This window comes from Fibrobacter sp. (assembly GCF_045112255.1).
Taxonomy (GTDB): Bacteria; Fibrobacterota; Fibrobacteria; order Fibrobacterales; family Fibrobacteraceae; genus Fibrobacter.
This window is the reverse complement of record NZ_JBGUHR010000043.1, coordinates 44,157-65,673: the sequence shown is the minus strand read 5'-3', so window position 1 is coordinate 65,673 and position 21,517 is coordinate 44,157. Positions and strand designations below refer to the sequence as shown.

General features: G+C 49.4%; 15 protein-coding genes. All 15 read right to left on the bottom strand.

Annotation, left to right across the window (positions count from 1 at the left end):
* Positions 1–26: 26 nt before the first annotated feature.
* Positions 27–1,076, bottom strand: a complete 1,050-nt coding sequence (locus ACJMM9_RS05865; RefSeq protein ID WP_405324662.1) for a GDSL-type esterase/lipase family protein — start codon at positions 1,074–1,076, stop codon at positions 27–29.
* A gap of 104 nt (positions 1,077–1,180) precedes the next feature.
* The gene (locus ACJMM9_RS05860) at positions 1,181–3,076 is read right to left on the bottom strand and encodes a hypothetical protein (protein WP_405324660.1); all 1,896 of its coding nucleotides are present in this window, start codon (positions 3,074–3,076) and stop codon (positions 1,181–1,183) included.
* A 101-nt stretch (positions 3,077–3,177) separates the two neighbouring features.
* Positions 3,178–3,882 carry a hypothetical protein gene (locus ACJMM9_RS05855; protein ID WP_405324659.1) on the bottom strand — a complete coding sequence of 235 codons (705 nt, stop codon included), beginning with the start codon at positions 3,880–3,882 and terminating at the stop codon, positions 3,178–3,180.
* Between the two features lie 9 nt (positions 3,883–3,891).
* Positions 3,892–4,419, bottom strand: coding sequence for a hypothetical protein (locus ACJMM9_RS05850; protein ID WP_405324657.1), 528 nt, complete (start codon positions 4,417–4,419; stop codon positions 3,892–3,894).
* Positions 4,420–4,499: 80 nt separating this feature from the next.
* Positions 4,500–5,624 carry a hypothetical protein gene (locus ACJMM9_RS05845; RefSeq protein WP_405324655.1) on the bottom strand — a complete coding sequence of 375 codons (1,125 nt, stop codon included), beginning with the start codon at positions 5,622–5,624 and terminating at the stop codon, positions 4,500–4,502.
* Positions 5,625–6,332: 708 nt separating this feature from the next.
* Entirely contained in the window at positions 6,333–9,050 is a 2,718-nt protein-coding gene (locus ACJMM9_RS05840) for a helicase C-terminal domain-containing protein (protein WP_405324653.1), read from the bottom strand.
* Positions 9,051–9,063: 13 nt separating this feature from the next.
* Complete coding sequence (locus tag ACJMM9_RS05835) at positions 9,064–10,833, bottom strand: Ig-like domain-containing domain (RefSeq protein WP_405324652.1); 1,770 nt, start codon at positions 10,831–10,833, stop codon at positions 9,064–9,066.
* Complete coding sequence (lepB, locus tag ACJMM9_RS05830) at positions 10,834–12,183, bottom strand: signal peptidase I (protein ID WP_405324650.1); 1,350 nt, start codon at positions 12,181–12,183, stop codon at positions 10,834–10,836.
* A gap of 12 nt (positions 12,184–12,195) precedes the next feature.
* On the bottom strand, positions 12,196–12,960 hold the full coding sequence (locus ACJMM9_RS05825) for a LytR/AlgR family response regulator transcription factor (RefSeq protein WP_405324649.1): 765 nt from the start codon (positions 12,958–12,960) through the stop codon (positions 12,196–12,198).
* Positions 12,961–12,970: 10 nt separating this feature from the next.
* A complete protein-coding gene (locus ACJMM9_RS05820; protein ID WP_405324647.1) occupies positions 12,971–13,399 on the bottom strand; it encodes a copper resistance protein NlpE N-terminal domain-containing protein in 429 nt (142 codons plus the stop codon).
* A gap of 46 nt (positions 13,400–13,445) precedes the next feature.
* Positions 13,446–14,336, bottom strand: a complete 891-nt coding sequence (locus ACJMM9_RS05815) for a formylglycine-generating enzyme family protein (protein ID WP_405324645.1) — start codon at positions 14,334–14,336, stop codon at positions 13,446–13,448.
* 21 nt (positions 14,337–14,357) lie between these two features.
* Entirely contained in the window at positions 14,358–17,786 is a 3,429-nt protein-coding gene (locus ACJMM9_RS05810) for a hypothetical protein (RefSeq protein WP_405324644.1), read from the bottom strand.
* Between the two features lie 251 nt (positions 17,787–18,037).
* A complete protein-coding gene (locus ACJMM9_RS05805) occupies positions 18,038–18,814 on the bottom strand; it encodes a hypothetical protein (RefSeq protein ID WP_405324642.1) in 777 nt (258 codons plus the stop codon).
* A 6-nt stretch (positions 18,815–18,820) separates the two neighbouring features.
* Entirely contained in the window at positions 18,821–20,734 is a 1,914-nt protein-coding gene (locus tag ACJMM9_RS05800; protein WP_405324640.1) for a hypothetical protein, read from the bottom strand.
* A gap of 20 nt (positions 20,735–20,754) precedes the next feature.
* Complete coding sequence (locus ACJMM9_RS05795; RefSeq protein WP_405324639.1) at positions 20,755–21,516, bottom strand: PASTA domain-containing protein; 762 nt, start codon at positions 21,514–21,516, stop codon at positions 20,755–20,757.
* Position 21,517 lies beyond the last annotated feature (1 nt).

Genomic DNA, 21,517 nt, shown 5'->3' with positions numbered 1-21,517 from the left:
CAAAAAAGGTTTTTAATGACAGAGAATTATCTCGAAAGCCATCGTCCAAGCCGAGCTATTATGGGTCTCAAAGTGTTAGCGAGTTCTTCCTGGGAATGGGTGTCAGGGTGGCCGTGCAGGCCGACATTCGACGTAAGTACATGTTTGTATTCCAAGTCTTTGTGTCCAGCTGCAATTTGGTCATCGTAAATTGACTTTATGGTCGGGGCAAGGTCATCGTTGGGCCAGACTTTCGTGGAAACAAGCAGGAATTTTACACCGGGGTGTGCCTTGCGGAGCTTATCGAGCAATTTAGCATATGCTTTCTTGAATTTTCCTTTATCTGCATACGGCGGATTCCCCTGAAAATCGTTAATTCCTTCAAAAATCACGACAACCTGCGGGTGGAACTTTTCAAAATTCCATCGTTCCGGCTTCGGATACGAGGTCACAGACCCCATGACCGTGTAATCATAGAGGCGTTCGTACGTCCATTCGGGTACCATATTGTCGTAGTTGCGCACAAGACCGCGTCCGCTGAAGGCATTCACCTGGTAGTCGGCATTGAAACCGCTTGCGAGGAGATAGGCATAGCTCTTGGAGGCGTTCGTCTTGTCGTACTCGGGGGCGTCCTCGGCGGAGGAACCTTCGCAGCCATAGCCCGCGGTAAAGGAATCGCCGATGAACTCGATGCGGCGACTGGACATCTTGGGGGCTTCGCCAAATTCACCTTCGACGGAGATGCCGTAGAACTTGATTTCGGGAACGCCGCTTTCGCTAATCTTGATGAAGCGGTACTTATGGAAATTGCCATCGTCCTCTACCTTGATCGCGCGTTCTTCCTTGGAATCGACTTCGAACTGTTCAACGGGCTTGCCGTCGCGGTCTAGGCGCCAGCGGGAATGACCTTCGACTGTGAACGTAATCTTTGAAGCCTTGGCATTAAACGTGATGGATGCGGCGGGTGCACTCGCGCGACTAACGCCGTTATCATGAGCCCAGCGGCCGTTAAACAGAAGGTTTTCCATAGAAGAGGATGCTCCGAAAGAGTACGCGGCAAGCGCACTCAGCAAAAGGAAAATGCGGACGAGATTCATTGAGGGAATGATAGAAAATAAAAGGAGATGCCGGCTCAGAGGCCGGCATGACAACTCTCCAAAACGGGGATGACAAAATACAATGCGAAATGTCGCGAGAATCGCTATGCCTGGGGGGCGGAAGCTTTCTTGCTCAGGACCTTGATTTCCTGAATAAACGAAAGGTCGAGCGAGAACTTCTCTTCCTTGCCACTTTCCTGGATTTCGACCATCGACGGGGATTTCGCGAGGTGGAGCGCATGCACGTAGAACATCTTTTCTTCGAGCTTTGCGTTTCGCTTGGACTTGTCCATGATCTTCGCAGCAAGCGGAGTGCCCACGGTCTTTGCGTAACGGAGGACCTTCACGAGGTCGAACGTGCTCAGCTTCTGGTAAACGCTACCGTACTTGGTAGAATCCATCGTCGCCTGGGCAGAGGCTTCGTCAGCTTCATCGCGCAGCTCGTAGTCAATCTTCTTTGCTTCGGGCCATGCAATCGAGAATTCAGCCTTCCATTCTTCCTGGGCGGCTGGTGTACGATTTTCGGTCGATTCGCCAGCATACGGGAAGAAGCCGTAGTTCTCGAGGATTTCGAAAGCACGGGATTCCAGTTCCGGATTCAAGATGAAGCCGTAACCCGGGATGTATTCTTCGGTGCAATCCATGAACTGCGGGAAGCGAGAAAGTTCGCTAAGGACTTCCTTGCTTTCGACCTTGAGGAGTCGAGCCGTGCGCACCTTGGCGCCGTAGAACGAGGCATTCCATTCGGCAAGTGTCGAGGAGACGTTCTCAGGCGGCTTGAGCCAGTTACGGAGATTTTCGACTTCGGATTCGGGGAAGCCGCTCTTGAGGCCAGCGACATACGTTTCTTTTTCGAGCGTGAAGCAGAGGAACGTTTCGTCGTTCTTGACCTTCGCAAGGCATGCGAGGGAGTAGAGCACACGCGGGGCCATGCCGGTCGAGACGACCAAGTCAAAGTTCGGGAGCGCGGTGAGGTTCGCTTCGGGAATCGAGGCGATAGAAGTATCGAGCCAGTCCTTGCCGGACTTGCTAACGACTACGGACGTTACCTTGCCCTGAGCCATGCGGAAATCGACAAGGCCCAAAATCCAGAGTTCGCAAAGCGGGCGCGGCAAAAATTCCCACGGCAACACCTTGTTCTTTTCTTGCAGGCGGTAAGACGGATCCATCACCCAGAAAAGCTGTGCGGCGTCAGCAGCGGAGAGACCCTCGCCAATGCCAGAAAGCAGGCGGGCGCAAAGGTCGCGGTCGCCATGGAAGCGTTCCTTGATCCACCAGGAAATTACGTCTTGATGGAGGCGGAAACCGTTCTTGTGGATAAAGTCAATCGCAGATGCGGACGGGAGCAAGAAGGTGTTTTCGCGTTCGAGCCAGCCATTCTGCACGAGGAAGCTGAAAATGAGCGAGATTTCCTGTTCGCAAGCCTTTTCAGATGCGTGGCGGGAAGCGGTAAACACTTCGGCGCAGATCTGGCGGCCACGGCGATGGAGCGTTCCGTTCGTGTTGATACGGAGCTGCTTCTTTTTGGCGTTCGCGAGCACGACACAAACATGCCAGTCCAAGAGGTTCTGGTAAGAAATCAGCGGAGAAACCGTGTCGATTTCACCTTCGGGCTTGATGTCAAAACAACCGATAAAATCGCTAAAGCCCATGTAAATCGGTGTGCCACCCACAAAGGAGCGGTAAAGCACGTATTCGCGGCACATCGTGAGGAGGAACGTCTGGAGTTCGCGGTTCTTGCTTACAGGAACCGTCAGTCGAAGTTCATTAAACGCAAGGCCCCTGGAGCCGCTATTGTAAATCAAGTTCAGGCAGCGGCGCTGCCACAATTCCATCTTGGAAAAGAGTCCTGCAACGCGTTCCTTGTCGGAATAGTAAGAGAGCGTTTCGGACTGGATGAGAGCATTATTCAAAAGGCCCTTTTTGCCGAACGCCTTAGCATGGGCGTTACGAAGCAAGGGCTTGGACATTCCATCAAAAAAAGCACTTAAATCAAACATTATGCACCTTAAAGCAGGGTGCCAAATATAATAAAAATCACGCGGTTAGTTAAGGGGCTACTCACGTGAACAGGTATGAGAAATGTGGAATTAGGCTTTGTCTAGAACGAAATGTCTGTCTTTTGTGTGCAGACGGAGCTATTTGTATAACTAAAAGGACCCATTACATACCTTGAAACGTCCATCTCCAATGGGCAGTCTTTACACCATTCTTTTTTTTCTACATAAAAGAACATCTTTACTTCTTTATTCAATCCATTCAGAACTATAAGAGAGTCGGTAACTGAAATTTCATATGAAGTTCCCCATTGCGAATGTTTTCCCTCAAAATCTTTCGATATATTCAGGCTGTCGTAGCGCATTTGGGTATAATATTTAGAATTGCAGAAGGATACCTGAAATACATTATTTTCCTTCAGATATATATCTGGTTTGACTATGCATTTCCCATCAGAATCACACAGCTTCGCATCGGACGGGTTCTGTAATGAATAAGACGCGGTGTCAGGCTTGCCTGTTAACAATGAAGTACATCGTTTATCCGTTTTAGCGTACCTATGCCATTCTGACTCAGGTATGTTTTGAGATACTAACCATCCCATTTTAGATACTAGATCTGAACAAGCGTCTGATGTAGTTTGCATGTCGGCTGTAGATCCATCAATAAAAATGACTTTATTTACAAAATACCGGTAGCCGTGATTTGGAACGGGACTACCATTTTCGCGATTAGAACAACCGACAAGGATTAAAAGAAGAGATATTATAAAGAAATATTTTGACATGATTCTAATACCCGTATGCATTTTGGGAAACTACATTGGCCAGCCGGCAGCCTTTATTTCTTTTGTTTCATAATTATATTGGTAAATCGGGCCACCATCGGTATGGATTTCAAATATCATATCGCAGCTTTGGTTGTTTTTCGATCTGCAATAATGATGGTAAATTTCATCATCTTGTACAATATCTCTAGTAAAAGAACTATAACTATAGCTAATATCGTTTACCCAATAAGGTCCCACTTCCGTGGGTTCTGAAGATGGCCGGGCAGTTCCAACCGTTCCCCCGCCAGCCCATTTTCCGTCAAAGACATCAAGGATTTCTTTGTAAATTAAGGAATCTAAACATGGGGTGCCAATTTTCTGGTTGTTACCACCCTTTATCTCGCAATAATCAAAGAAATTGTACTCCAAGCAAAATACACCTTCTGCCTGCATTTGCCTACAAAATTGTTCTGTCTCTTTATGGGATCTACATGAATCAGTCATGCATTCGCTAGAAGAATGTATTGCACATCCGGTGAAGAAAACTGCAAATATAAAGAAAGATAATATCTTCATTAGTACCCCAAATTTTCATAATATTTTAACATTCTGGATTTGTTGTTTTTTAACAGCGAGTATAATAACAAATATATTCCTTAGTACGGAAAATAATACTTAGAATGAATAGGCAATGGAGCATTCTCAACACGGTAATATTCCAAGTAACGTTCATTTTGACCCGTTTCATCATAGACTTTCACATATTTATCATTTTCATCATAATAAGTCCAACTATCTACAAACTTGTCAAGAGGGGGATAACGTTGCTCTTCTATTGAACCTTTCTGCAAATCAATTCTATACGATTCTATATAATGTTTCTCATTCTCTATCCAAAAAAAGCCCTCTTTACATTTGACTTCATCATCTGAACGGCATATATGCTTTGAGATTATAGCATCTGAAATTATGTCATACATCCAATATGGTCCAGAACTTATCATCAGCAATTTTCCACCTTTAACCGAAGATACATGTTTGTCAATAAGAGCTTTCGTTTCTGGTTCCAAATGACACGGAATTGAACGTCCGCCTTCTTGCCAGCACAATTCATACGGTATATCACCTGAATCTAATTTTCCCCATCCACGGGCTTCAGCAATGTAGTCAACCAGCATTTTTCTCGAGAAAACTGATTCAAATGTTGTATCTAGAAAAACATCATATAGTTGCATTAAATGAATGCTGTCTGTCAGTTTTTTAGACACCTGGATTTCGGCAAAAAGATAGCTGCATTTCACACTGTCAGCCGATGCGCAGTAAGACTCCATCGTGCCATCGTTTCTGACTCTAACGCCACTATTCCTTGGTGTAATCCTGAAGATGAGTGGAGTTGTATCGGGAAGGCTAGCAAGACCCTTATTGTAATACAAATATTTGTAGTCTTCAACATGCGATGCATAATATAGCGACTGTACTGATATCTTCAAGCCCGTCACCGAATCATAGGAATACACTTTTTCTTTGATTCGCGATATATATGCAGAATCCAAATCACACGGATGACGAAAAATTATGTCGTCATCTTTTTCTTCACAGAAAGCATAAGTTATCAGCTTTTGCTTTTCGTTTCTAAAAAGGTACTCGCTCTCATTCGCTTCTTTTACATCGTCAAAGAGTTTCTCAGTCCAAGTCTTTCGTACCCATTCGTGGGAGACGCATGACGATAGAACTAAAAGCAAACATCCAAACCAAAAGAACATTCTAGTACAAAATACCATAATTCCATCCACTAATCTGTTTTTCCCTCAACTCCTTACCCCAATAATTGCTAAACCAATGACTTAATAACCTGTCGCGAACAAGAGCTTCGAACCAGCGAAATCAATGTACCCAAAGGTTCATCTTGATTATTTTCCATCCCGAAGAATCCTTTGTAATTTCATATGAACTTCCATGAGAAACAAACCCTTTATCTATATTGGTAGTCATTACTTTTAATGTATCACAGCCATTCCTTTTATTATTGGACAATCTCATCTACTACAGTTGTATCCATAATGCAATGATATTTTACATCTTTGTAAAGACACATCTCATAGCGATAACATTCTCCACGGGCATCATATAAAGATTCAACTTTAGGCTTATCGCGGTTTTCATTCAAGCTACATCTCAACAAGAGTAAAGACAACAAACTAATATAGAGCATCAAAGGGCGCATCATAAAAATTCCAACAGCGAATAAAATTTGTGAGGCATCAAATAATTGGCAACGGGAACATTCTCTAACTTTATAATCGTTATTACGGAATATACAAAAAATTCGTTTGTTCCGATACAAAAAGGAGATGCCCGCACGGTGGCGGGCATGACAATGCTGAGAGAATGGAGATGGCGACCCCGTCCCCATTCGCGGATCATGACCACGTAAGAGCTAAAGCTCTAAGTGGTCAAAGAGAACAAGTCCGGGGTGACAACGTCGCAGGTTACTTCACAAAGCGTTCGATGTCGGAGACGGAGCCTGCGATGCGCTGTTTGAAGTTCCAAATGCGGGAGAAGGTCTTGCCGTAGCGTTCGAGGATAATGCGGTTATCCAAGATAAGGACCTTGCCAGAATCGGAATCGGAGCGCAAGAGGCGACCCATGCCCTGACGGAGTTCGATGTAAGCTTCCGGGATAAAGTAATCCTTGAAGAAGTTCTTGTTCGCAGCCTTCATCTCGTTCGTGAGGCCGGCGACAAGCGGATCGCTCGGATTCGGGAACGGTAGCTTCGTGATGACGAGCAGCTTGAGCGCATCACCCGGGAAGTCCACGCCTTCCCAGAGGCTCTGGCAACCGAGCAAGCAAGCGCCACGTTCCTTGCGGAACATCGCGACAAGGCCATCGAGCGAGCCATCAACATGCTGGCAGAGCAAAAGCTTGTTGCGTTCGGCAAATGCCGGGGCAAGAGCGGCCTGGGCCTTCATCATTGTTGCAACACTCGTGAAGAGCACCATCGTGTTTTCTTCGACATTCGGGAGCACCTTCAAAAGCGTATCGTTCAAGGCATCGCCAAATTCCGGAGCCGAAGGCTTCGGGAGGAACTTTGCGACCATCACGGAACGGCGATCGTTCACATCGGACTGTTCCGTATAAACGCGCACGAACGGCTGCTTGCCCAAGCGCAGATTGTCCATGCCCATCTTCTGCAAGAAGTACGTGAGGTCGGCCTGCACAGAAAGCGTTGCCGACGTAAACGTTGCAGACTTGATCCACGGATAGAACTTTTCTCTCCAGACATTGCCGGAGTGGAGCGGGAGCGCATGCAGCTTGATGGTATGCGGGTTGAACGGTTCTTCCATGTAGAAGACCCAATCACTGCGGCCCGCCTTTGTGACAAATTCAAAGTCCGAAATGAAGTGGCTGATTTCGGTCATGCGGCTATCAAGATCGCTCACGACTCCCTTGAGGCCATCCATGTTCGCAGTCGCTGCAATGAGCTTTTCGGCAAAGCCACGTGCATTGTTGTACTGTTCGAGGAACGTCGCCGGGTCGGCTTCGTATTCCGCGAGAATACTGTTCGTGTACGTAAAGCCGCTGCGGCCATTCTTCTGCTTGGCAAGCTTCTTGCCGATCTTCATGAAGAAGCGGTGCAGAGCCTTTTCGGCTTCGCCCAAGGCTTCGGAAAGCTTGTCGCAGAGTTCATGGAGTTCCGGCTGTTCTGCCGGGATGCGGCTTGCAATTTCTGCAATGAGGCCATCGCCACCCGCCTTGGAAGGTTCAAGCGTCTTCGCGATGTTTCTGAATCCGAAGAACGAGATGGAGCGGCCAAACACCTGGTTGCTGATTTCGGGCAGGCGGTGCGCTTCGTCAAACACGATGTGTTCATAAGACGGGAGCAATGCAAAGTCGAGCTGCAAGTCCGAAAGGAAAAGCGAATGGTTCACAAGCACCATGTTTGCATTCATGGCCTTGCGCTTTGCGATGAGCGCCGGGCAGTTTTCGTGATGCGAGTGGTTTTCGCCGCTGCAGCAAGAGGCGCTGCAAGAAAGCTTGGACCAAAGCACACGATTGCGGCTCTGGCTAAAGGAATTGCATTCGTTGATGTCGCCCGTCTCGGTCGTGAGCACCCACGGAATCAAAGCCATGAAGGAATCGCGTTCTTCAGCGGAGAGGAGCGTTTGCGGGTGCATCAGCAGTTCTTCGAACTTGCGGAGGCAAAGGTAGTTGTCGCGGCCCTTCAAAATCGCCGGACGAAGTTCGCCATTGTAGATCTTCGCGATCTGCGGGATCGCTTCTGTCCAGAGCTGTTCCTGCAAGGTGCGCGTTGCCGTACTGATGAGCACACGTTCACCCGTGATAGCCTTGTTTGCGGCAGTGATGAGGTAAGACAGCGTCTTTCCAGAACCGGTCGGAGCTTCGAGCACACAGAGGCCGCCCTTGTACATGTTGCGTTCCATGACCGAGGCAAAATCCTGCTGATTGTGGCGCGGCTTGTAATCATCGACGACAAACGAGATGAATCCGCCTTCCTTGAAGAACTCGCTTACGCGCGGAGCCTTGGACTTGGGCAAAGCTTCTACGGCAGGAGCTGCGGGCAACTTGTACTTCGGAGGAGAGAGCTTTTCGACTTTCGAAGTGAAAAGAGTCTCGTAGCCGGAACCCTTGGCCACCTTGGAAAGGGCATCGTAGATCCACGGGTCCATCGTAGAGATCTTTTCGAGAGCCTTCACGAACAAGCGTCCGCAGGCATCGGCATCGGGCAAGGCGCGGTGGGCGCGGCTACGTTCAATGTCCAATTCCTGCACGAGCGTATCGAGGCGGTGGTTCGGCACATCCTGGAAAGCAATACGCGAGAGCGTGAGCGAATCCCAGAACACATGGGAATCGTAAGAAATCCCGACCTTCGTAAAGGTCTGCTTCAAAAACTTGGAATCAAAAACAGCGTTGTGCGCGACAATCGGGAGGTCTCCGACGAAAGAGCAAATCTGGCCTGCAATCGTCGCAAAATCCGAAGCGTTTTCCAGGTCGGCCTTGTTAATTCCAGTAAGTGTCTCGATAAAGGGGCGGAGTTCCGCAGAAGACGGCTTCACTAGGAAATCGAGATTTTCCTTCGGTTCGCCATTTTCAAAGCGAACGAGTGCGACCTCGATTATTTCATCCTTTTCGAAATCGAGACCTGTCGTTTCCAAATCAAGCGCTACAAATGCTGGAATCTTTACCATCTTAATCCATCCTTTAAGGCAATGCCGGAAGGTTCGGCATCAGTTGTTCTAAATCGTTTGGGCCACTCTTGATCTTTAACGTATCAATCGGGGTTCGCCAAGCTGAGCCAAACCTGAAGGGATTCAAAGACCCGCCACTTGGCAAATCTGTCCCTTCGTCAGCATAATAATAGTCAATAATGTAACCGCCCTCAAGGAGGTCGTTAAAAGAAAACACCCCATAAGGGGAACACTTCGCGTATTCGAACTTTCCAGTTTCTACAGATTTTAGACGAACTAGCGCACCGGACTTCGCACCAGGAATCTTACCCACAAGCGAAGCTAACTTTAACTTGGATACAGTTTCAAACTGGAGCTTATTTTCGTACTTTGTTTTAATTACGGTATCACGGACGCCATTGCTATCGGCCTTAGCCAGTGTCGTATCAGTATATCCACGCAACAAGTTGAACTTAGAATCCGTCGGCCAGGGTTCTCCACGGACAACGACAAAGCGAACAGGGTCCAGTTTTTTCACGGGTACCTGAGTCGTATCTTTACCTTCTACGATAAAGAACATATCCTTCAAGGAATCGAGGACAGGCTTGTTGTAAATCACAATCAGCGAGTCATCTGGGAACGCATTTTTCGCCTTGCCCATGACCTTCACAGACTGGATCTTTGGAGCAAGCGTATCCGCCGCCATTTCTTTCCATTCAATTTCCGCATAATTCCTGGCAGAATCAAGCACTCTAGACAAAGAGTCCTTGCCATTGCGGCAGACAAATTTATATAGCACATCATCTTTCGGCTTCGGTTCAAAATAGAACCTTGGAGCGCTTTCTGTACCAAGATACACAAGCTGCGGATAAAGCGTATCGGCAGACGATGAAGCCAAATAACAGTTTGACGTATCCGCAAAAGCAGAATCGAAATAGACATGGCGCGAGAACTTTGCCTCAAGAACATTCGCAAACGGCTGCGAAACCGATTCCAGCTCCACATGCGAAGTGTCCAGGTCTGCAAGCGGAATCCAGAGCGTGTCCTGAGTCGTTTCCGAGAGAGCCAAGTCCGAAATCCAGACGCCAGCAAGTTCCGACGACGGTTCAATCTTGTGGTTGCCATTTCCATCGACAAAAGCGACAACACGGTAACGCCCAGCCTTAAGTCCCGTAAACGAGAAGTTTCCAATACTATCCGCAGCCGTGAGGTAAAGCGGTTCTTCCTTTGTAAGCATCGGCAAGGAATCCAGGACCTTCGTGACCGTGTCGCGGTACTTTTCGAGATAGCGCTTAGACTCACGCTCCGGCCCCATCAAATAAAGCCCTACGCTCGGATAAGATTTTTTGCGGACAAGGGAATCGCCAACCATCACACGTCCATGCAGCGTGAGCGAATCGATTATAGCACCTGTCGAGAACACGACCTGGAAGGGCTTTGCAAGAGCGTTTCCGCGCAAATCCTTGATGCCTCCCGCAAAAGTCACCGTATAAGTCGTACCCGTATCGAGTTCCGCGCGCGAATAAACTTCGAGCGTCTTTCCGTGAACCTCATACCTCAACTTCTTTTCAATCGGAGGCGAAATCGTAATGGCGCCACGCGGAATTGACGCATTGATCCATTCGTCAAATTCCAGTTTCACATAAAGTTCATTCGGATGATTCGCAGTCTTTGGCGCCGGAGACACTCCAGCCACACGCGGCGGGAGCTTGTCTTCAGGACCGCCTGTCGGAGCCACCTGCGTTGCGCAAGCAGCGATCATCAGGCATGACGCCAAGAAATATGCCACACTCGAAAATTTCATTTACTTAATCAGATCAATAATTTTGCCAATGCGGGTATAACGGATACGGAACGGAATACGCCACCATGTGAGCGGGTTTCCGAGAGCAAACTTACCATCATCATTTTCAAACGAGAAATAGATGACAAAAGCCTTGGCGCGGATGTTGCGGAGCGAGACCAGCCCCCAATAACGGCTATCGGCGGAATTGTCACGGTTGTCGCCCATCATGAAGAACTGCGGGTACTTCACGACATAGCGGTCAATCTTTTCGGAACCAAGGTAAAGGCTGCGCTTGATTTCAAAATGGTTCTTTTCAGGCACTTCAGCAGAATCTACAGATTCCGTAGCCGGAGCAACCGCATTTAAACGGTTCACATTGCCTTCGAGATCCTGAAGAATCGAGCCTTCAAAAGACACGTAGCTTACCGGGCGCGTAAAGCCGCTATTCAACTGCGGATCGCGCGGATCAAGCATCGGCAAGAAACCAATCTTTGCTAGTTCCCTGAAATAGCTGAACGGCATTGCACCGGACAACGTATCGCCAAGCGTAAGGCGCTGCTGGATCATGGTCTGGTTTCTGGAAAGCATCGCATTCAATAAGAGGCCACGATCATTTTCCACCGGGAACCTGAAATCTGTGAAAATGTAATTATTGTTCTCACGGCCATCGCGCAACAGGGACAGTTCCAGGTTCACAGAGGAATCCGGATTTTCCTGGGCCACAAGTGAACGCAGCCACCAGAGTTTTACCATCGGGAGAGAATCGACATACAGCGTATCGCCCGCGGAAGGCACCACGAACTCTTCGACTTCGTCTCGCGGGGAAAGCGTACGCACACTCGCCGTCCACTTTCCAAAAGCCGGGAGCAAGTCCTGGCGTTTGCCGTTCAGGAAAAGCTTGCCGCCATGCACGGCAACAGTATCGCCACTCACGGCCACACAGCGCTTGATGTAATCCTTCGGGCCATCGGCGTAATGCACAATATGCGGCTGGCCGTTTTCAGGAGCGTGGTCCCAGTAATAATTCCCGAGCATGAGCGCATTGAACAAGTGCGTGTAGCGCTTGGGATTGTTGTCAGGGTATTCAGGTTCGCCCGGATAGCGGAAAATGACGACATCGCCGTGTTTCGGCTCTGCATATCCCGGGAATTTCTGATTCGAGAACGGGATCGGTGAACCGTAAGTGAACTTGAGGCCAAGCAAGAAGTCGCCGGTCTTGAGAGAATCCTCCATCGAGCCGCTCGGAATCTGGAACGCCTGAATGACGTACTGGATAACGATCAGCGCAAGGAAAACAGGGACAACAATTTCACGCGTAAAAGATTTAAGAAATGTCTTTGCAGACTTTTTCTGAGGTGTCGGTTCCATCAAAACTCCAAATTACAGACTCTTAACAGTCTTAACAAAATTACGGCTCACGGCAATCTGCGTCCTGTTCTTGTCGCGAAGCACAACACAGAGATGCCCACTATCCGTCTTCCGGATTTCAGAGATATAGTCAATAGCGACGAGATGCGCACGGTGAACGCGGACAAACTGGCGCGGATCAAGACGCTTTTCCAGCTCCACAAGGGTAAGGTCAATCACGTACTGCGACGTGGTCGTGTAAGCCGTCGTGTACTTTTCCTCGCTCTGGAAACGGATCACCTCGTCCATATTGATAAGCAAGATACGGTCCGATTGCTTCACCTGCAAACGCTGCATGTAAAGCCCGCTCACGCTCATCATTTCCTTGAACTTTTCCCAGGAGAAATCGGCAGGAACGCCCTGTCCACTTTCAAGAGGCATGCGCTTGCGCAGCTTTGCCATAGTCGCCTGCAAGCGTTCCGGGTCGATCGGCTTCAAGAGGTAATCAACGACATTTTCCTCGTAAGCGCGGAGAGCAAAGTTGTCGTACGCCGTTGTAAACACAATCAGCGGAATATCGTCTTCATTGAGCGTCTTCAGAACTTCAAACGCATCCATGTCCGGCATCTGGATGTCCAGAAAAACGACATCGGGATCGAGTTCGTGGATTTTATCGATCGTCTGCGTTCCAGAGGACGCTTCGCCCAAAATTTCTATTTCGCCCGAATACGCTTCGAGCAAGGAGCGCATGCGTACACGATCTAACGGTTCATCATCGGCAATTAGGGCTGTAAACATATACTCTCACTTACTTTTTGATCTTTTTATAAAAACGAACCATCACAGCTTTCATACCATCCGCATCGCGGAAAACATCACCCTGTTTCATATAGGCCAGGTTGCCGACCTTGTCGCGCTTAAATGCCCAATGGACCTTTTTATCGGAAAGATCCATTTTCACAATGCTATCGGCATATACAAATGTTCCGCGAAGCGTATCGACTTGGGCAGTTCCCTTCAAAGTCGTTTGCACGGCCAAAACCGTTCCATCGTTAAACAAATCCATATCCACAACGCGACGGTCACAGTCATCACAGGGCATCTGGCCCGAATAAAAGCCATAAACATCCGCAGGTATTTCTACGGGGGGCAAATCAGGAAGCGGCTCTGATTTCTGTTCAGAGCAGCCCACAAAAAATCCGCAAAGCATTGCAGTCAGCGCATAGGCATACTTCATGCGCTATAATCTAAAAATTTTCAAGAAAGGCTAACGGGCGTGAACTTTAAAAACCGGTAGAATAGACCAGTCTAAACCCAACCGTCACCTTGGACTGGGCAGGAGCCAGCTTTTCGCGTTCTTTCGGAGCCAACGCCGTTACCTTGTCCGACCAGCCGCCACCGCGAACTATGCGGTATTCGCCTGTTTTAGGGCCTGCGTAGTTGTCGCTCTCTTTTTTCGGATAATCGCCATACCAGTCATTTACCCATTCGGCGACATTTCCAGCCATATCATAAAGCCCATAGGCGTTAGGCGTTTTTTGAGCCACCTCATCAGGACCGGAATTTTGTCCGTAATAGGCGTACTTGGAAGCCACATCCTTGTCCCAGTAATAGGTTGTAGTCGTTTTGCCACGGGCCGCAATTTCCCATTCATTTTCAGTCGGAAGCCTCATGGACGCCACGGAATACCTGATGCTCAGATCCTTCAAAACAGAATCAGCGGTAATGGACTTGTAGACATAAGCCGTATCAAGCCCGGCAAGTTTCGAAATTTCATTGCAGAAAAGCGCCGCACGATACCAATTCACATCAGAAACGGCCCTTTCGTCACCGACCTTTGACTGCTTGGGCACTCCACCCATGACAAATTCATAAACCTTTTGCGTAACCTCGGTCGTTGCTATGCTGAACGAATTTACACCAAATGAATTTACGCCACGAGTAATCGTCGACTTGGGAATTTTCACCCAGTCAAACAAGCCGAAAATCGTAGGGTCGATATCTGGAGCCTTGACGCTCGAAGATGATTTTGAATCCGAGCTAGACTTGCTACCACTATCTGTGTCTATGGGAAACACCTGCTTCCCTTCAACAGCGTCACCGCTGGCCGTACATGCCACAAACGTCATGAATGCAAACGGCATGCAAAGCGATATCAGATGTTTCAAACGCATAACTAGCTCCATGTTCAAGAATTAACGGACAACGCCCACGCGATAAAGCTTCTGCTTCGTCTTGCCACTTTCGAACTTGACTTTAAGCCTTGCCGTATAAACGTCACTGCCGAGACTGCGCAGATCCAGATTAGCCTGGTTCTTGCCAGCAATGCCATCCGGGATGTTCGTCTTGAACACGCACAAGCCAGTGATATCGTACAGTTCAAGCTTAATCGATTGCGGTTTCGCGCCAAGTTCCATGCGGACCTTCGCATCGCCACCACGCACCGGGTTCGGGAAAATGAAGAAGTCCTTGATTTCGTCCTTTGCCTTTACCGCATCGACGTCGGGAAGCTTGGATGCATCGAAGAATCCAGTGCGTTCGTTGCCGCCCGCCGGGAGCGCCCATGCAGCCGCAGCCTTTTCAGCACCGTCAGATGCCTTGTCCAGGCGGTACGCCGTTACATTATTTCTGTGGAACGCATAGATTTCAGGACCTTTGGATTCCTTGACACCATCAGCAACAAAGATACTCATCGGTATGTTCTGTTGCAGGGAATCCGTCATTTCAAAGCTGCCAGCCGCAATCGGGAAGCGCTCAGAAATGCGCTTGCCCTTGCCCGTGTACGCATAAACAAGCCCATCGCTCGACGGCACGAGAATCTCAGGAATCTTATCGCCCGAGACATCGACAAGCAACGGATCGCTATGGAATGCAGCAACAGGGGTACCACGGTTGATCGTCACCGGGAATCCGTCTACAGGAATGCCAAAACGGTCGAGCGCGTAAACGAGATTGTCGCCGAGGAACACGATTTCAGGATAGCCGTCATCATTGATATCGCCAAGAGCGATGCCGGAGAGTTCATCCTTGAGGCCACTCTTGCCGGCAGAACCGCGCCTATAGACGTATGTCCATGCAACAGGCTGTTCGCCACCTTCGCCAAGCGTGACACTTGCAACCGTCCCGCGGCTGCCAAGCACAACCGCTTCGACCGTTCCATCGCGGTCCAGGTCCGTACAGGCAACACGGAACACTTCGCCTTTCGCAGCCTTCACCTGCGCCGTGCCCGCCTTATGATTGCTAAAGCTTGGCTTCACTTCAGGCTTATTCTCAAGCGTAAACTTGCGCATGAAGATTTTGTCATCTTCACCGACAACAACGCCATAGAAATCTTTCTTGTCCACCTTGCAAAGAGCCAAATCCTGCGGATGCAAGCCCTCTGTCGATGTAAACGAGCGCGACATGTCATCGGCCAGATTCACCGTCCAGAATCCCGAATCCGAAGCAAAGAAGAGATGAGAATTTGCAACAACCGGGCCAGCCTCAACGGACTTGATGGCCGGAGCGCCCGAAACAGACTTCTTCAGATTCATCACATCCGACATCGGGACGCCGGCATTGAACGAGGTTCGTACAAGCTTGTCCTTATGCAACGAATATACGCGTTCTCCATCGCCCGCGATCCCGACGAGCGGACCATATCCAGCCCCCACGCGATACAGCGGGATTTCCCGTTTTGCACTGTTTCTCGAAAGAGTCTTTTGCGTCACCACCGTATCTGCCGTGAAGAGCGTATCGCCAAGAGCGTTCATCGCCTGGAGCGTTCCGTCTTCGGAAGCAAACACAATCGCCTTGCCCGTCTTGTCGTCTTCGTAATTGACAAACACTGCACCGCGCACCGCATTTACAAGCCCGACATTTTTCGGGAACTTCGATTTCTCGATGCTGCCGTCATCGATGCTGATCGTCACGCGAATTATGGGAGCCGCAAAATTCAGGACGCTATCGCCCATGAATGCATTCGCCGTCTTTTCGACACGAGCCTTCTTCGGAACCTCCACAGAAATCTTGATACCTGTATAACCGCCTTGCGTTGTCGCCGTATTGGCATAGCCATCCGGGGAGATCGTCGTCACCGTATCCGTAGGCTTCTTCGTTTTCGAATAGCGCACATGCGGAAGCAAGTCCGAACCGCTACCGAAATCGTAGGCATCCTCGCCAATCGCGTTCTTGAAGGTCTTACCAATGCTCAGGACCCCGTCGGATTCCACAAGCGAAAGCCCATACTGATGATCACGAAGGTCTTCACCCAGCCAGAGGTTTGCAGCCCCAGCTGGCAACGATTCGCGCAAGAACCAGTCATTCACCTTCCACACGGCAATTCCGCTTGCAGGGAGTGCGGCATCAAAATTGCTCACGCCAAGCACAAGGCCCTTCGCCTTTTTCTTGTTCGGTACGCATTTGCCCTTTGTGCAAACGCTATCCTCAAAAACCGTATTCAAACTATCGACAAGAATAGAGCGCAAATCCGTCGTATCGTTGTTCTGCTCCGCTTTGCCGAGATAGACCTCCACATTGCCATCCTTATCCCAGGAACGCTGACGGTTTTCTATCAGGATGTATTCACTAGCGCTCAAGGCGACCTTCACGATTTCAGTCCCAAGGCCGCTACCCGCAGCCGCAATGTCCACCGTCACCGGATGGCCCGCCGTGGGACGCACTTCCTTGACCTGCGACCAACCCATATAAGCGCGTTCCCATGCCGCAGGAAGCACCGGGAAGAACCCGTTGCCCGCATTGTAACCCGCAAAGTCCATCATATCGAAATAACCCAAACGGGATATTCCCTTGACGGCATCATACGTATTGGGCATGCCGATTTCGCGGCCAATCTGGTTCACCACGATACCGTTGATACCCCAGTTGAGTCCATCCTGAGATGCCGTTTCGCTCACGACCATAACCGTCCGGAGCGTGTCAATAGAGGCTCCCTTCAGCACAAGCCCATTGTCTACAGAATCTTTTGCGATGACAACTCCCGGAAGCGTATCCTGCAAGAAGGACCAGAAAGCCCTGGAAATATAGGCGTCAAACATGTCACCAGGAGTATTGGCCCCCTTCGTCCCCATGCTGCCACCATCAAGAAGGCTGCTTGCGCCCGCATGGGCAATCATAAACGCACGCTTTGTATTCGGGTTTTTCGAAAGCGGAACCTTAAACGGAGATTTACCAGAGTTATGGGCAGCCATTACAGCATCGTACACAAAACGCAAGTAGTCGCGGCTGCGGGCCTCGTCAAACTCAGCCGTCTTTTCACCTTTCAACTTCTGGGTACGGTTGTAGTCAATCATCGGCTTTTCAAGCTCGTAGGCCGTCCCCTCCTCAGGGAAGATCGTCGAACGGATGACAAGCTCACCACCGCTTGCCGCCTGATAATAGGAGTTTGCAAAATCTAGATGCTTTCTCCAATAATGCTTACTCCCTCGGCTACCGGAAGGATCCAGATTGTATGTGGCCGTATCGGTGTCAAAAGGCCCCGTACCCGTCGTAAGCGAGTTGTCAGGAGACTCCTTTTTAAACTGCACACGCAGCACAAAAACTTCAAGCGTATCCACCGCATGCGCGAATGACGCAAAACAGAGGATCCCCAAAAACAATGCGAAAAACTTGGCATTTAACTTCATGATTATAATTTACTAAAATAGAACTTAAAACTTAGAACTTAGAACTTAGTTTTTTAGAGTTTATGGTCAACTTAGTAGTAGGAAGTAGGACAACTGCGTAAGGCGAGTGAAGCGCCTATGCTTGCATAGGCATTTCCGAGCCTAGCAGTTGGTACTTGAGCGAAGCGAAAGTACAAGTAGGAAGTAAAAAAGAGTAGGAAATTGGAAGGAAAAAAATTATTGGTTACTAGTTATTAGTCATTAGTCAATAGTTATTGCCCGCCGATGCGTTGGTAGCTTCTGGGGATATTGAGGCGCCAAGTTCCCGAGCCAAATGACTTGCCACGGGATACACGCCTAACACGCAGTTCGAGGAATGCTTCCGATTCACGGACAAACAAAATATTCGAGGGCGTCTTCACTCCAGAGAATTCTTTGTACTCTTCAATGTTCAACCTTTCTGTTTTGCCATCACGGCCAAGCGTTTCAAGCCAGAGAATTTCCCCATTTTTTTCGGCATAGATGTAATGGCGAGTCATAACATCACGAGCTTCGTGAATTTTTATAACAGCGGAATCAGAACTCACGGAATCGTGCACAGAAATTTCTTCGAGACCTTCGGGCAGCACCTTCCCGTCAAAAAGCCCTGCCACCTGATGAATATGCACCAGCGGGAGCGACGGATCATTAAAGAGTCCAACCATGTATCCCGCGCCTTCCATGAACATTTTCTCCGTCGGGAAAACCATCTGCCAGCCAGATTCGAGCCACAGAAGCGAGGCAACGCCTATGCCGAGAGAACCCGTGAGTTCCATACGATAGCGCTTATTCGGAACAGAAAAGAGGACTGCGTCCAGGTCGTGAGACTTTCCATCGGGCGAATGGATGGTAAGCGAAAAAATAGCCTTCAGGCTGTCTGCTGGGGCCGGATCCTTTAATGTAACCGGAGTTGTAGCCGGCTTTCCGCCGGTACAGCCCGTCAAAAAGAATGCGAGACAAAGAAGTAAAAGAAGTCCCCGCCATAAGGCGCCGTACTTAGCCACGGTCATAAGAACCTACTTCTTTTTGCCAAAGAACTTCAGGGCGGCAGGGTGCTTCGGGTTCAGCTTCAACAGCTTCCTGTAAGACTTCTTGGCTTCCTTTTTGAGACCAAGAGCTTCCTGGATGGCCGCCATATGTTCCCAGAACACATCATCACGGCTCATCTTCTTATTGTCGATCAACTGCATCGCCTGGTAAGCCTCGTCAAAGCGGCCCAAGCGGTACAGGCCCCAAGCCTTGGAATCCAGGTAGGCGTCTTTCGCTTCGCCGTCCTTTTCAATAACAAGGGCATCGAGTACTAGCTTGTAGCCCTTCTCGACTTCTGCTACCGAACGGTTGATTTCTATAAGCGAATAGCCGTAATAATTCAGCATCGAGGCAAACTCATGCGGAGAAAAATCCTTCTGCTTCAGCAAGAAATCGAAATGGCGGAAAGATTCATCGTAGCGTTTGAGGCGTTCCAGATTCATGGCCATGGAAAGGCGCACCCGGTTATAGGAGGAATCCTTTGCAAAGAACGTTTCAAGCATGACCTCGGCCCTGCTGCGATTATCGAGGGCACGGGCTTTCTTTGCAGAATCTGCGCGAACGTCCTTTTCGAAATCTAGAGCTTCACCGATGAGCGCCCTCGAATAAATGTCGAGCACCTGCAAATACTTGATCTGCGCTTCATTTTGCAGCTGGACCAGATTCGAAGAATCGACAACACCCGGAAGGGGTTTCCACGTTTCCCAGAATTTCATGAGGGAATCGAGCAAGGGGAAAGCCTTGTCGTACTTGTCGGCAAGCGCATACACAGAAGCAAGCAGCATTCGCGTATCTCCGTTCGATACGGAATCGGACTTTTCGGCGTACTTGATCGCTTCGGCATAATTCTGTTCGCTCGCAAAAATGTTCACAAGCCCAAGGTAAGCGCGGTTTGCATATTTCGGCTGGCCCTGCAACTTATCGACAGACTGCAGCAAATGCACCTTTGCACTATCGCGCATGTCGATGTCATATTCGTACTGGCCCATGAAGCAAAGTACCGCAGGAGTTTTTACACCGTCTTCGTAATACTTCTTTCGCGCAAACGCATAAGCACTGTCTCCCGGCAATGACGAAAGCACCATGATCGTCATTTCTTCGTCTTCGGGTTTTGCACTCGTGAGCGTATCTACGATGGCTCTCGCTTCCTTGAAACGCTTCATGGCCATGAGGCCGCGAACTTTTTGCAAAAGCATCTGCTTGTCGCCAGTCGCTTCATGGGCCTTGCCAAAAAGATCTACAACAGCGGAGTCCTTCCCCATATCCAAGAGGAGCGAAAGCTGGCGCTGGAACAATGTAGAGATGTAATTGACCTTCGGCAAAAGAATATCATAAACGCGGACAAGTTCCTTTTCATCACGGGCCGCTTCGAGGAAGAGGCTGTAATCATAAAGGAGTGCCATGTCCTGATAGCGCGAGGAATCCAGCCCCATCACAAAATACTTGCGGCTCGAATCCGCTTCGCCCGCCTTCACGTAAAGCCGAGCGAGCAACGCATACTGCGCAGCCGTGCGCTTGCCCTTGAGCCGAGAAGCCTTCTTCGCTTCGACGAGAGCCAAAGAATCTTCGCCGGCGATCACCAGGCGTTCTGCAACGCCAAAGCCTAAGTAACGGCTCGTCGGATCGGCCTTGTAGGCCTGCTTCCAGAAGAAATCAGCCTGACGCTGGTCGCCACGCATTTCCATGTTCTTTGCTAAAAAGAAAAATTCATGGGCCGCTTCAAGGTCCACTTCGACCTTGGGCGTTTCTTTCTTGGATTCAACGACCTTCTGGATAAGAGCAGAATCCGATGCTGTCAAAGTCTTGGGGCTTGCTTCAGCCTTTTTTGCAGGTGCAGAAGAACAAGCGCACAGAGCCGCCATTCCCAAAGAAAGCATCCACGAAAAAAAGACTCGACGCATCAAAAGCTCCCGAAACAGTTCTAGTCAGCAATAATAAAGTTTACGCGCGAACCCGGTTTCAGATAGTCGCCGTACTTCGGAGACGTTTCGATAACGGAACCAGGACGTGCGCCATCTTCACTCTTCTGACGCTTAATGGAACCCACTTTAAAACCAAGCCTATCCATTTGCGGATAAACTTCGTCCATCAGGATGCCTTCAAAATTGGGGAGCAGAATTCTACCGGTCGTAGCGCCAGCCGAAATCACGACCTTCACCGTATCGCCAACGCGGACCGTATCCCCAGCAAGCGGGATCGTACGGATCACGGCACCACGCGGGATGCTCTGATGAGCGCCCTGGACAGTGCCACCGTTGACAAGTCCTGCACGGGCAAGCGAAATATCAGCCTGCTTTTGGCTCTTGCCGCGCAAATCCGGAATAACAACCTTGCGCAGCCCAAGGCTCTTCGTGAGTCTCACGGTACGGCCAATCTTTGCCGTGCGTCCAGCCTTCGGCATCTGCACAAGCACCATGCCCGCAGGCACCTGGGAGCTGTAGCGGCCTTCGCTGACCCATTCGACCTTAAAACCGGCCTCGGTCAGTGCCGTTTCCGCAGCCTTTTCCGAAAGACCTTCGAGATTCGGCACCTTGCCCGTACTGGCGAAAGCCCCTGCAAATGCAGGCATCAAAAGCTTATCGACCATAAAGACAAGCGCAATGACAACAACAATCCAAATGACGAAAGCCTTGAAAATGGCGGTCTGTCTAACCTTGTTCCAAAGCGACTTTATTTTATTCATA

Bases quoted from the DNA above. Each gene is read 5' to 3' on its own strand.
- ACJMM9_RS05800 (WP_405324640.1), bottom strand. From the start codon at position 20,734: ATGCGTCGAGTCTTTTTTTCGTGGATGCTTTCTTTGGGAATGGCGGCT.
- ACJMM9_RS05835 (WP_405324652.1), bottom strand. From the start codon at position 10,833: ATGAAATTTTCGAGTGTGGCATATTTCTTGGCGTCATGCCTGATGATC.
- ACJMM9_RS05840 (WP_405324653.1), bottom strand. From the start codon at position 9,050: ATGGTAAAGATTCCAGCATTTGTAGCGCTTGATTTGGAAACGACAGGT.
- ACJMM9_RS05865 (WP_405324662.1), bottom strand. From the start codon at position 1,076: ATGAATCTCGTCCGCATTTTCCTTTTGCTGAGTGCGCTTGCCGCGTAC.
- ACJMM9_RS05825 (WP_405324649.1), bottom strand. From the start codon at position 12,960: ATGTTTACAGCCCTAATTGCCGATGATGAACCGTTAGATCGTGTACGC.
- lepB (WP_405324650.1), bottom strand. From the start codon at position 12,183: ATGGAACCGACACCTCAGAAAAAGTCTGCAAAGACATTTCTTAAATCT.
- ACJMM9_RS05810 (WP_405324644.1), bottom strand. From the start codon at position 17,786: ATGAAGTTAAATGCCAAGTTTTTCGCATTGTTTTTGGGGATCCTCTGT.
- ACJMM9_RS05860 (WP_405324660.1), bottom strand. From the start codon at position 3,076: ATGTTTGATTTAAGTGCTTTTTTTGATGGAATGTCCAAGCCCTTGCTT.
- ACJMM9_RS05855 (WP_405324659.1), bottom strand. From the start codon at position 3,882: ATGCATACGGGTATTAGAATCATGTCAAAATATTTCTTTATAATATCT.
- ACJMM9_RS05795 (WP_405324639.1), bottom strand. From the start codon at position 21,516: ATGAATAAAATAAAGTCGCTTTGGAACAAGGTTAGACAGACCGCCATT.
- ACJMM9_RS05815 (WP_405324645.1), bottom strand. From the start codon at position 14,336: ATGCGTTTGAAACATCTGATATCGCTTTGCATGCCGTTTGCATTCATG.
- ACJMM9_RS05805 (WP_405324642.1), bottom strand. From the start codon at position 18,814: ATGACCGTGGCTAAGTACGGCGCCTTATGGCGGGGACTTCTTTTACTT.
- ACJMM9_RS05845 (WP_405324655.1), bottom strand. From the start codon at position 5,624: ATGGTATTTTGTACTAGAATGTTCTTTTGGTTTGGATGTTTGCTTTTA.
- ACJMM9_RS05850 (WP_405324657.1), bottom strand. From the start codon at position 4,419: ATGAAGATATTATCTTTCTTTATATTTGCAGTTTTCTTCACCGGATGT.
- ACJMM9_RS05820 (WP_405324647.1), bottom strand. From the start codon at position 13,399: ATGAAGTATGCCTATGCGCTGACTGCAATGCTTTGCGGATTTTTTGTG.